This is a genomic window from Pseudomonas rhodesiae (genome assembly GCF_013285305.1).
Taxonomy (GTDB): Bacteria; Pseudomonadota; Gammaproteobacteria; order Pseudomonadales; family Pseudomonadaceae; genus Aquipseudomonas; species Aquipseudomonas rhodesiae.
Genome location: NZ_CP054205.1, coordinates 2955301 through 2967736, shown reverse-complemented (window position 1 = coordinate 2967736; position 12436 = coordinate 2955301). Strand labels below are relative to the sequence as shown.

The following is a 12436-nucleotide window of genomic DNA, read 5'->3' as shown; positions in this document are numbered from 1 at the left end:
GAACCATCCTGGACAACTAGCGCCACTGCAGCTGTCGTTAACTGCCCGACCCTCTCTATGAGAGCGCATTGGAGTGTGAACTGCGTACAGCCAGCCCACGCGAGAGCAAAGGCAGACAAACATCATGCGGTTCACACTCCGATACGATCATGCAATCAACGCTGAAGAAAATTTGAATTAGCCAGTTGTCCGTCAGGTCAAGAAATATGAACGCAGTAAATCTTGCGAGGTAACAGCAATGACTATCCAAGCAGAGACGCTCGTACAACTGACCGAAGCACTCCGTGAGCGCGGGCTGAAATTGGTATCTGATGTCCACTTCATCCGTGCCCCGTATCGGAAAAATCATCGCTGGATCTGCTCAGTGGAGTAACGATCCATTTTGCTGACGGCCTGGCTCGTTAGCTGGCCGTTGGCCGAACTCAAGCGCATCGAGTCAAACAGCGTTTCTCGGACCTGCGCCGCAACATGGAAGCCGCCAATATCAAGTCGTTCAAGCGTCCGCTCTTCACCATCACACCGGCCATGAGCAGCGAACGGGTGATCGTGGACCACGAAGATCACAACCGGGCTGGTGAACGCCAATACCACCGGTATGCTGCTGAAGTCGTGTTGCTCCGGCACGCTAGCGGTTGAGGATAACGACGCACCGATTCGACTTCGACCAGATCGAGAAAGCCTACGATGTCTTCAAGCATGGGGCCGCTGAGAAGGCGATGAAGATCATCATCGACTATTGATCCTGGCGGGTGTGCGCCGTGCCCAGAAGGCACGGCGAGTGATGGAGCGAACTGGTTAAGTTCAAGACCTGAACTTAACCAGTTCGCTGCGATTGGGGTTGCTCACGCCATCAGCGGATAGTCTGTGTAACCTTCTTCTGCACCGCTGTAGTACTTAGAAGCATCCGCTGTCGCCAATGGCGCGTCTTGGCGCAAGCGTTCAGGCAGGTCAGGATTACTGATGAACAGCGTGCCAAATGAGACTGCATCAGCCAGCCCACTTTCCAGCACCTGCTCCGCAGACTTGCGGTCGTAGCCAACATTCAACACGAAAATCCCTGAGAATCGCTCGCGGGCCCCCGGCGCTAAAGGTTTAACACCTTCCGGCAGGGTCGACGGTTCCATGAAATGCAGAATACCAACGTGTTTCTTTTCCAGCGCTTGCACCGCGTACATGTAGGTCTGCTCGAGATTGGAGTCGCCCATGTCGTTGTACGGAATGCGCGGCGACAGCCTGACCGAGACACGTTCCGGCCCGAAGATCTTTATCGCGGCATCAGTGGCCTCCAGCAGGAACCTTGCCCGCTTCTCAACGGTGCCGCCATACTCGTCGGTTCGCTTGTTTGATCCATCTTCGAGAAACTGCGCCGGCAGGTAACCATTTGCACCGTGTACCTCAACGCCATCAAAACCCGCATCCTTTGCAGCCTGCGCAGCCTTTTCATAATCTGCGATGGTGGCTTTGATTTCATCAAGGGTCATTTCGCGTGGGGTCACAGAAGGCTTGATGCCTTCCGGCGTGAAGGCTTGGCTATTGAACGGGACGGCCGATGGCGCCACCGGCAGTTCTCCACCATGGAAGTCCGGGTGAGATGCCCTCCCCGTATGCCAAAGTTGCGCAAAAATCAAACCGCCCGCTTCATGAACTGCCCGAGTTACCTTCTTCCACCCTGCAATTTGCTCGGGAGTATAGATTCCTGGGGTATTCGTCCAACCGACCGCCTGGGCGCTGATCTGGGTGCCTTCCGTGAAAATCAGTCCTGCTGATGCACGCTGCGCGTAATACGTTGCGGTCAATTCGTTGGCGACCTGATCCTTAGATCGACCTCTGGTCATTGGCGCCATAAAGACTCGATTCTTGAAGTTAAGCGCTCTATTGCTCAGGGGGGTCAACAGCTTCAGGTTTTCCATATGCTCTCCATCTATAGCGTTTATTGATGTCCAGCGCGCGCTTGATGTTTAGTCAGGCGCGGATTCACCGAAAAGGTGCTTCCTGTCGTATGAACAATTGGCGGACTGCAGCTCGCCGGCAAGCGCAACGAAGCAGAGTGAAGGCTCGGCGCGCATGCCTCGACAGGGAGGACTATGAAAATGGTATATGGAATAAACCTGGTGTCTATTAGGCACCTTGTGTCGCCCTAGTAGGTTTGAGGAAACCTACTGCCTGAGAACATTCAGTGGCGCTGGGGGTTGAACCATCGATAGATGGTCTTGCGCATATGAGTCGCGGTAGCACTTCGAACATAGAATGGCCGATCCACGACAGTGGACGCCGCGCTCATGACATCGAGTCAAGCATCCTTCCGTCCGGGCTCCCCGCGCTGCTGGCGGCGTCGAACGATCGCCGGGCCGCATCGACCTCGGGCAGCTTGGCGACAGTCCACTCGTGCAGTGCCCGAAAAGGCGCTTGCAGCGTGCGACCCAACGGGGTGATCTGATACTGCACCGCAACCGGCGAGAGCGAAATGACCTCTCGCGAGACCAAGCCGTTGCGTTCCAGCTTGCGCAGGCATTGGGTAAGCGCTTTCTGGGTCACGCCTTGCAACCGGCGACGAATCGCGTTGAAGCGTTGCGGACCGTCATCAAGCACCGCCAGCACCATCATCGACCACTTATCAGCAATCTGATCGAACAAGGCCCGGCTAGGACAGTCGGACGAAAAGCAGAGCGGTTCGATTTCAAGCATGGCGGTTTCCTTACAGGTATTCAGACGATCTAGGCGCTTATGAATACTAAGTTTACAAGGCATACCACCAATGTCTAATGAGCTTGGCTGCCAGCGTAGACAGCGTGCTGCGCAGGGGGCCGTCCAAATTCACCATCCGCATGCTCTGGGCGCCAAGGCAAAGGTTCTGCTGCAGCCTCCGCGCCACGAGCCTCGTATCCCCACCATGACAGCGAAGAGCGCGCGGCTTGACGATCAGCTTGATCCAGGCGGAATTCCGTCCTTGTTGAAGTCCTTCAAGCGTTCACGCTCTTGCTCGGTGGAGTGCGCCGGGGTTTCCTGCTCGGGCTCTTTCTTCTTTTCGTCAGTCATCGCTATGTCCTCGGGTGGTAGCTGTTTTCGGCACCTGGCGGAATCAGCAGTTCAAATCAATTTACTCCAACGCCGGACATGGCACGGCAGGGAATGCCGTATGACTAATGAAACCCTGATGGGTCGACCAATAGTGAGGTCTTGGAGCGGCTTTTAGCCGCTGCACGCAGCACCATTTGATCGTTGCTCATGAGGTGACCAATATCGGTTCCGACCGCGATCAGCTCAGCTCAATAACTAAGCAGGCACGCGAGGCCATGGCATCGGTTACTTTGTCGGTGGTGGCTGACCGAGGCTATTTTAAAGGTGAGGAAATACTGGCCGGGCGCACGAGGCTTCATGAAGGAAGCGCCTCAACGAGCGCCGCAAGCAGCAAGCAGACGCTCGCCACAAGGGTAAGCCGTAATCGCATCGGCATGTACCAAGCGGGCAAGCTTATAACCCGCAACAGCTTCCTGTCCTGCCGAAGGTGGACGAATAAGCCTATGACCAACAGCAAGCAGCCCAAGGGCATTGGCAGTAACGTGGCGATCCAAGCGATAAGAGCAGGTATAACACTCCAGATGAACCGGTCGCTGCGCTGCTTGGCACTCATATCTGGCATGGTCATGGCGAAGCCCCAGTGCAAGGCTCCGACGAAGCTCAGGATGACTGCGCCATAGTTGACAAGTGCAATCGCAAACAGCGTCCGATAGTCGAGAGAGAACGGAATCAGCAGTGCCAGAACAATAAACGGCAACAGACCGCCATAACCCAGCAGGGTGACGTGCTTTGGCGCAGGGGTTGGAGGGAACCCATTCATTTGTATTCCTTGCAGTGAGCGACACTCAAGACTGTAGGCCCAAAAAAGCTCTGTCTGAGCGAAATATTGATGGCGAGGTGGGTTACATGACTGCAGCCCTGACCTGTTTCAAACTTAGTGAATCTGTTACGCAAGCGTGTACGCCTTCGCATAGCTTGCCGCCACCAAACTGGATATCGAGATCGAAAGCACGGGGCGATTTGCTCACGAAAGCAAACATGACCGTCCATAGCAGAGCGAAAAATAGTGCCCATTGTCAGCCTGTTTCTTTCAGCATATCTTGCACAAGAGTTATACAAAAGTGTCGACCATGTACAGGAAAATGAATTGGCCACTGACGCTGTACTTTGACGGTGAATGCCCTCTGTGTGCGCGCGAAATCAAGCTCCTGCGCGGGCATGCCGTAAAGGATCATCTGCTTTTCGTGGACATCAGCAACAGTGAATTCGACGCAAATGCACTCGGGTTCACGTTCGAGCAGATGCAGTCCTCCCTGCACGCCCGCTTCGCTGATGGACGCTGGATAACCGGCCTGGATGCCACCCTGTGGAGCTGGCGAGCCGCCGGCTTGGGCTTTTGGGCAACGCCACTGACTTGGAATGTACTCCGCCCGCTGCTTGAATTCGGCTATCGCCTTTTTTGCCGTATACGCCCCCATTTGGCGTGGTTACCTCACCCAGATAGCGGCAGCCGCTGTGTCGATAACCGTTGCGCAGTGCCTGCGTCAAAACCCGCATCAGACGAGCAGTCCACTTTGAAAAATAAGCAGACCTAGACAGCTTCGCCTTGTCATGTCGCAGACGCATAAGCTGGGTCATAGCTGATCCGGCGAAGCCTGTGTCATCTGCGTCAGATAGTGCGCACTAGATACTCTCCTACCGCCAAGGATTGCCGACCCATAAAGCGCAGCGTCGCTGCTGGGATTCAAGATGAACCCATCATCAGTCGAACATTATCGTGAAATTCTCCTCGGCGTAGGTGAGAACCCAGAGCGTGAAGGACTGCTGGATACCCCCACAGCGCGAAACCAAAGCGATGCAGTACCTGTGCAATGGCTACACAATGAGTCTGGAGGAATTGATCAATGGCGCATTGTTCGAATCGCAAAATGAAGAAATGGTCATCGTGCGCGACATCGAACAGTGTTCATTGTGCGAGCATCACATGCAGCCCTTCATCGGCAATGTTCATGGAGCGTATATCCCCACTCGAAGGGTGCTGGGCGAAGATAGCCCGAGTGGTAGATGGCTTGCGAGTTATCATTCACTTAACCTCGCTGCAAGCAATCGGAAGGCAGTGTGAATGAGAGCTAGACGGAAGATTCGAAGAGCACCGCAGCCGCTTCCCTCAGAAAAATTTCAATAGTTTTTGGCCCTATCCCTTCGAATTCAGACAAGCGTTTTTCGAACGCGCGACGATCAGCGCTCGCCGCAACAATGTTGCTGACCTTGCCGCCGTATTCAGTATTCACTTTGTTCGCTAATGCGAGTAACCGCGACGACGTAGTCTCGTCGTAACGCACGTAGTGAGCCTCTCCAAGCATCGTGACCAACTGGCGGTGAGTGCAGCTCGCCAGTTTGTGCGGCGTATCCCGATGGTGTTTCTCGACGATCACCTGGTACGCGTTAGCCGCAATCTGCCCCTGGATTCTTTTGCCCATCAGGAAACTGGCAAGCAGCCATTTGAACAACCCGGCTTCGTTCGCACCTTGAAAGTCGATTTGTAAGTCATGTGCGCTGATGATTTTGCTCACTGGTTCACCCTTTAAGCAACGATCTCTATCTAGACCAGGCGCTATCGCGAATGAGCAGCCAGGAGACGATCGGCACCGGTTGCTCTCGCCTTACCCGCATTTATGAAAAGAAACCTCAATCCGCTAACGCCGTGCGCTTAAGCGATTCGTTCGGTTTGATTCGAGCAATCGTGTAACAGAACGACTAGGGTGACTGGCTGGCACGCCATGCGGGATGCTCAGTCGCGATCAGAACAGATGATAGACACTCAGCGATGTGGCGCTCCCCATTGTGGGCAGGCATGACAACGCCGATCCTCCGACTACCTAAGTTCCAGACTTCAGCAGTCGACCCTCTTGCGCTCCATTAGGTTTAAAAAAATTACGAGCGTGCTTCATACGCAACCGCTAGTCATCTACGCCTTCATCAATCTGAACTTACTTTCTTTGATTCACCTCTCCCACTTACCATCCAGCTGAAGCAGGTATGAAGTCATGAGAGCACTCACCTATCATGGCGCGCACAGCGTCAAAGTCGACACGGTTCCTGATCCGGTTATCGAGGAAAGTGATGACATCATTCTTCGAGTTACCGCGACGGCGATATGCGGTTCTGACCTCCATCTCTATCGAGGAAAGATTCCGACTGTCGAGCATGGCGATATCTTTGGCCATGAGTTTATGGGGATCGTTGAGGACACAGGCTCAGCGGTGACCGCAGTGCAACCCGGCGACCGTGTGGTAATTCCTTTTGTAATCGCCTGCGGCAGCTGTTTCTTCTGCGCAATGGATCTGTTTGCGGCCTGCGAGACAACAAATACGGGGCGCGGAGCGATCATAAATAAAAAGGCGATACCACCAGGAGCCGCGCTGTTCGGTTTCAGTCATATGTATGGTGGTGTTCCAGGCGGGCAAGCCGAATACGTACGCGTTCCGAAAGCCAACACCGGCCCATTCAAAGTACCGGGGACGCTGTCGGATGAAAAGGTTCTTTTCCTATCAGACATCCTTCCAACCGCTTATCAGGCTGTAACTAACGCAGGGATTGGTAACGGTTCAAGCATCGCCATCTATGGTGCAGGCCCGGTCGGATTGTTGAGCGCGGCGTGTGCAAGAATGCTCGGTGCCGACCAAATTTTTATGGTCGATCACCATCCTTACCGTTTGGCATACGCGCAGAAAACATACGGTGTAATTCCGATCAACTTCGATGAAGACGACGATCCTGCAGATACGATCATTCGGCAAACCAAAGGGATGCGGGGAGTTGACGGGGTCGTGGATGCTGTTGGATTTGAAGCGAAGGGTAGTACAACGGAAACCGTTCTCGCGACGCTCAAGCTTGAAGGTAGCAGCGGCAAAGCGCTACGCCAGTGTATAGCGGCAGTAAGACGGGGGGGCGTTGTGAGCGTTCCTGGAGTCTATTCAGGTTTCATTCATGGATTTCTTTTCGGAGACGCCTTTGACAAAGGCCTGACCTTCAAAATGGGGCAGACTCATGTCCATCGGTTCCTACCTGAACTCCTGGATCACATTGAGACAGGCCGTCTCTCACCTGAAGTTATCATCAGCCATCGCATGTCACTGGAACAGGCGGCCGAAGGATATAAAATCTTTGATAAGAAAGAAGAGGACTGCAGAAAAGTCATTTTGACACCTGGCGATAGCCACATCGCTTTGCCGGAATCCGACGGAAGCTCCAGCGTGTTGACTGCCTCGATATAATAATCGGAGAGGACAAGATGGTTCGGTCTTTCACCGAAAATCGTAGTCCTCTTCTCAGATCCCGCTGTGGGCAACGCTAAAGCCCCACTGAAATTTGAGTTGCTGGGAGAGAAGCTTGGCGGCATTGGGAATTTGGTCAAGACGCAAATTCCCGGCAAACAGCAGCAGTGGTTTCTGATCAACCATCGGGATGAGTTCGCGCGGTGCCATCTGCGAGCATCCAACCGACAGAATGCAAAAACTAAAAAACCCGCCAGAAGGCAGGTTTTTCAAGGCTTCCACGGAACTCGAAAGCTCTCAGTGGAATGTAAGATGGTGCCCGAAGCCGGAATCGAACCGGCACGCCCTTACGAGCGGGGGATTTTAAGTCCCATGCGTCTACCAGTTTCGCCATTCGGGCGGTAGCGCGGTGCAGCAGGGTTCGGAATATATAGACCCGAGCGCGTCGATGCAAGGTCGAGTGGCGGCTTTATGAAACAAAGCCCGGATAAAAAAACCTGACAGATCAGTGATCTACACCCTGCCCCAGGCACTTCTACAGCGGTTACTGAATCTACGTTTGCGTTGTTCTTGATATAAATCAAGCAGGCCCTGGCTCTGGTGGTCGGGTCAATGATCGGCAGCGGCATATTCAGCTTGCCGCAGAACATGGCCGCCAGTGCCGGGGCCGGGGCGATGCTGATCGGCTGGCTGATTACCGGCATCGGCATGCTGTCATTGGCGCTTGTCTACCAGACGTTATCCAACCGCCAACCGGCGCTGGACTATGGCGTTTTCGCCAAGGCACCCAGCATCCGTTGTCCGCCGACCTTTGGCGCCCTCTGGAGAAACTGCGCCAGCAGGTAGACCACTTGTTCGACGACTTCACCCGTAGCCCGGTGCCGTCCCCCTTCGGGCACGTGCTGTTCGATGTCGAACCGTTCTGGCGCCGCGAGCTGATCGGTCATGGCATGCCTGCCGTGGATATCACCGAGAAAGACAAAAGCTACGAAATCACCGCCGAACTGCCCGGCATGGATCAGACGACGCTCACGCCCGATGCCGTAACGCTCGGTCAGCCCTTCCAGTGCTTCGTGCTGGGCGTCCTGCACGGCTTTAATGCCGACGAACGTCTGGCCGCATTTTTGCTGAACTTGTCGCAACGCCTGAGTGTGCGCGGTTATTCCGGTACACGCTTCGTGTTGAAGATGCGTCGCGAGGAGATCGGCTCCTACCTGGGTCTGCGCCTGGAGACGGTGTGCCGCAGCATCGCCCACCTGCGGGACTTACGGCTCGTCACCATCAACAGCCGCAATGTCGAGATCCACGATCTGTGCGGGCTCACGCAGCTCGTTGCCGGTTGTCATCGTCCACCGACGTTCTGAACCCACCTGCCCTGCGCTACAACGTTTTACCCGGTTTGATCGCCAACACGCTGCACGGCGCCCGCTGCAAGAGCAATTCGGCGGTGGTGCCCAGCAGTTTGTCCAGGCCGCCATGCTGCACGGTGCCCATCACAATCACATCGGTGCGATGGGCCTCGGCGAATTCACAGATGCGCGGTACGGGGGTGCCTTCCAGGAAGTGGCGATGTTGCGGCGGCACACCGTGGCGTTCGGCCAAGGCCGCGAACGCCTCCTCCTGGGCCGAACCCAGTGCTTCGTAGATCCCGGTGGCCAGGGGCAGGACACCGACGCCCATGTCCATGGCATAGGCGGCTGTCCAGTCATACACATGCACCAGTTCAAGGGTGGCCGCACATTCGGTCGCCAGTTTTCGCGCAGCGGCGATAATCTGGTCGTTGAACACGGTGTCCTGTTCTTCAGTGCGCAGCACATCGACAATTGCCAAGACTTGGCGAGGCCGTGGTCGCGCATCCCCGGTGACCAAATGCACCGGCACCGGGCAATCGCGCAGCAATTGCCAATCCAGCGGGGTGAAGAACACCCGCTTCAGCCCGGAATCGTCCTCGGCATCTTTGATAATCAACGCCAGCGACAGCTCGTTGACGAAATGCAGGATCTCTTCATAGGGATGCTGCACCCACACCACTTCGCTGGTCACTGTCAGGCCCTGTTCACTCAGCGCCTGCGCCTGGGCTGCCAGCCATTGGCGATGGGTGTGCAGATAGCCTTCGCGCGCCTGGCGAACCTGCTCGGGAGCGAACAGCCCGGCAAAGGCCAAGGCCTGCAGGTAATCGAACGCGACGATATGCAGCGGTAATTGCATCGCCTTCGCCAGCGCCGCGGCACGCTCGAACGCAGGTGTGCGCGTCATGGTTTGGGGGGCGATCAACAGTAAACGGGCAGACGCAGACATAAAGCACCTCGGCACGCGGCCAGTGGGTGAGTGATAGTCCAAGGGTGCGCGTTCCCAGTGGGGACACATTGACCTTTATCAGTAACGCTGCGGTTTTCTGGCGTGCGAGCCCATGCGGCAAAATGGCACGGCGAAGCGCTTTTACTTCGTCGCCCGACTGCGGCTAAATATCCGCCCCCTTTGTGCGACTGCTGTGATGGCCACGTTCCGACGCCTCAGCCCCTGGATCGCCTGCCTGGCCTTGCTGATCAACCTGCTGGCCATGCCGCTGAGTCGCGCCATGCAGCCGCCGGACATGCGCCTGATGCTGTGGGGCGGATTCTGCTCCGGCGGCACCGCGAACACCTTGCCGTCCGGCATCGACAAACTGCTCGCTCCGCTCAAGTCTGGCCCCGCGACCAGCCCCATGCACCACGCCGACTGCTGCTGCGGGCACGCGGGCCTGGCCGCGTTGCCGTCGGACTACTACCGCCACTACCTGCCACGCTTCGCGCCGGATATCGCCTTCGACGCGCCGCTGTTACCCTCGCTGCACCCCAGGGTGCGCTGGCCGAGCCTGAGCCCGCGCGCCTCCCCTGTCGCCTGATCGCCGTCGTACTCCCTGTACTCAGTCGCGCCTGCGCGCGCGGCTCCACGTCTTTGAGAATTTTCCGGTTATCAGGAAGCTTGCCCTATGCCTGCTCCATTCATGCTGCTGCGCGCCAAACGCAGGGCTTTACCGCGCCCGTCCTGGCCATTGCTCTGCGTCGGCCTGTTCGCCTTTAACCCGCTGGCCGATGCCAGCGAAACCTCAGCCCTGACCCTGGGCACCGTTACCGTGCAAGGCGACAGCGTTGCCAGCGGCCCCCTGAGCACCAGCAGCGTGCTCAGTTCGGTGGATATCCTGGGTGGCGACATACTTGAAAAAATGCCGGTCAACTACAGCTGGGAACTGTTCAACCGCGCCCCGGGGGTGCTGCTGACGCCGTTCAACCAAGGCACCACCTCGGGGAAAATCTCTTTTCGCGGCTTCAACGGCGAAGGCGAAGTCAATGCGGTCAAGCTGCTGATCGACGGCATCCCCAGCAACAGCAACGACGGCAACATGCCGTTTATGGACATGATTTTCCCCCTGGAACTGGACAGTATCGAAGTGGTGCGCGGCACCAGCGATGCGCGCTATGGCCTGAACAACATTGCCGGCAACGTCAATATGTTCACCAGAACCGGCGGTGACTACACCAAGGCGCGTCTGCGCTACGGCAGCTACCACACCCAGGAAACCCAACTGGCCAAAGGCATCGAGGGCAGCAACTGGACCCAGAACTATTTCTTCGCCTACCAGAAAGCCGACGGCTTTCGCGATCACGCCCAGGCGGACAAGTTTTCGCTGTCAGGCAAGTGGTTCTACACCCCGGACGACAACCGCTACCGCCTCGGCCTGATCGCCCGTCACTATGAAACCGAGGCCCAGGAGCCCGGCTACCTGAGCGAACAGGACGCGCACCATCACCCGTCCATGACCAACCCCTACAACGCCAGCGACAAAGGTACGCGGCGCATGAATCAACTGAGCGTGCATCTGGATACGGAGCTGAGCGAGACCTTGGCCTGGTCAACGAAAACCTACCTCAACACCTTCGACGACCGCCGCTGGACCCAATACTGGCGCACCAGCCCCCAACAGGAACGCGACGCCTACGAAACCCAGTACGGCGCCCTCACCTCGCTGACCTGGCGGCCCGACGTCAGCTGGCTGTATGACTTCGCCCTTGAAGGCGGCAGCGACTTCCAACAGCAACGCAACACCAGCGAGCGTTATCGCACCCGGGACCGCGCGCGCCTGGCCCAGACCCGCGACCAGCAGTTCGATTTCGACACCTATGGCGCTTACCTTCAGGCGGAGATCAAGCCGTTCGAATCACTGAAAATCATACCGGCGTATCGCGTCGACAAGATCCGCGGCAGCTTCAGCAACGAAATGACCGGATTGGACTACGCCATCAATGACTATGGGTTGATCAAGCAGCCCAAGCTCAGCGTGGTCTACTCGCCCTGGTCCGTCGCCAGCCTGTACGCCAACTGGGGGCGCACCTTCCAGGTGGGCACCGGGGCGGCGGCGTATAAGATCCCGCCACGGGACAGCGACCTGGCGCCGTCCATCAACGACGGTTGGGAAACCGGCATCAAGTTCACCCCCACCGCCTGGATGGACGGGCGTATTGCCTATTGGCAACAGGAAGCCAGCGGTGAAGTCAGCCGGCGTTTGAACGACCCCAGCGGTGAGTCGGACAATGTCGGCGAAACCCGACGCTGGGGCTATGACGCGCAGCTGAATCTGCACCCGAACGACCGCACCGAAATGTGGCTGGCCTACGCCTGGCAGTACTCCAAAATTCTCAAACCCAGTGCCACCTCGCCCAATAGCAAGGGCCGGGAAATCGACCACGTCCCCCATCACCTGTACAACGCCGGCGTCAGCTACCAGGCCACCCCAGCCTTGCAGTTGAGCGCGTGGATGAACGGTCAGACCCACTACTATCTGGAACGGGAAAACACCCAGGGCACCTACGGCGGCTATGTATTGATGAACCTGGGTGCCACCTACCGAGTGAGCGAGTCGGTGAGTGTCGACCTGCAGCTCAAAAACCTTACCAATCGCTACTACGAGTACGCCTGGTACGATCCGGACGGTGCCCGCGCCGCTTTGCACTCCCCCGGTGACGGACGTGCGGTGTACAGCGGCGTGACGCTGGATTTTTGAGCCGTGGCAGCGGCGCCATTGTGTGGATGTGTCACACCCCACAAATGCCGCCGATATACGCGGGAGCCATGGTGACTTAGCGCCAGCGCACCTGCATGAT

At 56.9% G+C, this 12436-nt stretch carries 11 protein-coding genes, 1 tRNA gene and 4 pseudogenes; 9 read left to right on the top strand and 7 right to left on the bottom strand.

Features of this window, described 5'->3' with window-relative positions; translation table 11 throughout:
* Window positions 1-412 precede the first annotated feature (412 nt).
* A pseudogene (locus HRH33_RS26760) lies at window positions 413-558 on the top strand (siphovirus Gp157 family protein); the annotation flags it as partial.
* A gap of 284 nt (window positions 559-842) precedes the next feature.
* On the opposite strand, the gene HRH33_RS13460 reads toward HRH33_RS26760, so the two are convergent.
* On the bottom strand, window positions 843-1910 hold the full coding sequence (locus tag HRH33_RS13460; RefSeq protein WP_167418276.1) for an alkene reductase: 1068 nt from the start codon (window positions 1908-1910) through the stop codon (window positions 843-845).
* A 367-nt stretch (window positions 1911-2277) separates the two neighbouring features.
* Window positions 2278-2685, bottom strand: coding sequence for a winged helix-turn-helix transcriptional regulator (locus HRH33_RS13455; protein WP_123479751.1), 408 nt, complete (start codon window positions 2683-2685; stop codon window positions 2278-2280).
* A 515-nt stretch (window positions 2686-3200) separates the two neighbouring features.
* Between HRH33_RS13455 and HRH33_RS13450 the strand changes: the two are divergent.
* Window positions 3201-3359, top strand: a pseudogene (locus HRH33_RS13450) (IS5/IS1182 family transposase); the annotation flags it as partial.
* 14 nt (window positions 3360-3373) lie between these two features.
* Here HRH33_RS13450 and HRH33_RS13445 read toward each other — a convergent pair.
* Window positions 3374-3838, bottom strand: coding sequence for a DUF3429 domain-containing protein (locus HRH33_RS13445; RefSeq protein ID WP_167418277.1), 465 nt, complete (start codon window positions 3836-3838; stop codon window positions 3374-3376).
* Between the two features lie 310 nt (window positions 3839-4148).
* Between HRH33_RS13445 and HRH33_RS13440 the strand changes: the two genes are divergently transcribed.
* Both HRH33_RS13440 and HRH33_RS13435 read left to right on the top strand, forming a co-directional pair.
* Window positions 4149-4613, top strand: coding sequence for a thiol-disulfide oxidoreductase DCC family protein (locus tag HRH33_RS13440; protein ID WP_094065609.1), 465 nt, complete (start codon window positions 4149-4151; stop codon window positions 4611-4613).
* A 154-nt stretch (window positions 4614-4767) separates the two neighbouring features.
* Window positions 4768-5062, top strand: a pseudogene (locus tag HRH33_RS13435) (GTP cyclohydrolase I); the annotation flags it as partial.
* An 85-nt stretch (window positions 5063-5147) separates the two neighbouring features.
* Here HRH33_RS13435 and HRH33_RS13430 read toward each other — a convergent pair.
* Window positions 5148-5591, bottom strand: coding sequence for an HhH-GDP family DNA glycosylase (locus HRH33_RS13430; protein WP_167418278.1), 444 nt, complete (start codon window positions 5589-5591; stop codon window positions 5148-5150).
* A gap of 474 nt (window positions 5592-6065) precedes the next feature.
* Between HRH33_RS13430 and HRH33_RS13425 the strand changes: the two genes are divergently transcribed.
* Window positions 6066-7295, top strand: coding sequence for a zinc-dependent alcohol dehydrogenase (locus tag HRH33_RS13425; protein WP_167418279.1), 1230 nt, complete (start codon window positions 6066-6068; stop codon window positions 7293-7295).
* 54 nt (window positions 7296-7349) lie between these two features.
* On the opposite strand, the gene HRH33_RS13420 is transcribed toward HRH33_RS13425, so the two are convergent.
* Together HRH33_RS13420 and HRH33_RS13415 are read right to left on the bottom strand one after the other, a co-directional pair.
* The gene (locus HRH33_RS13420; protein WP_148046559.1) at window positions 7350-7577 is read right to left on the bottom strand and encodes a hypothetical protein; all 228 of its coding nucleotides are present in this window, start codon (window positions 7575-7577) and stop codon (window positions 7350-7352) included.
* A gap of 31 nt (window positions 7578-7608) precedes the next feature.
* A tRNA-Leu gene (locus tag HRH33_RS13415) sits at window positions 7609-7695 on the bottom strand.
* 179 nt (window positions 7696-7874) lie between these two features.
* Here HRH33_RS13415 and HRH33_RS13410 point away from each other — a divergent pair.
* Window positions 7875-8081, top strand: a pseudogene (locus tag HRH33_RS13410) (amino acid permease); the annotation flags it as partial.
* Window positions 8036-8659 (top strand): helix-turn-helix domain-containing protein, encoded by a 624-nt coding sequence (locus HRH33_RS13400; protein WP_243269849.1) that lies wholly within the window; start codon window positions 8036-8038, stop codon window positions 8657-8659. The pseudogene HRH33_RS13410 and the gene HRH33_RS13400, both read left to right, overlap by 46 nt.
* Before the next feature lie 16 nt (window positions 8660-8675).
* On the opposite strand, the gene HRH33_RS13395 is transcribed toward HRH33_RS13400, so the two are convergent.
* On the bottom strand, window positions 8676-9593 hold the full coding sequence (locus HRH33_RS13395; protein WP_034138176.1) for a universal stress protein: 918 nt from the start codon (window positions 9591-9593) through the stop codon (window positions 8676-8678).
* 196 nt (window positions 9594-9789) lie between these two features.
* Here HRH33_RS13395 and HRH33_RS13390 point away from each other — a divergent pair, with 196 nt between their 5' ends.
* Entirely contained in the window at window positions 9790-10179 is a 390-nt protein-coding gene (locus tag HRH33_RS13390; protein WP_167418280.1) for a DUF2946 domain-containing protein, read from the top strand.
* 87 nt (window positions 10180-10266) lie between these two features.
* The gene (locus HRH33_RS13385; RefSeq protein WP_167418281.1) at window positions 10267-12336 is read left to right on the top strand and encodes a TonB-dependent receptor; all 2070 of its coding nucleotides are present in this window, start codon (window positions 10267-10269) and stop codon (window positions 12334-12336) included.
* Window positions 12337-12436 lie beyond the last annotated feature (100 nt).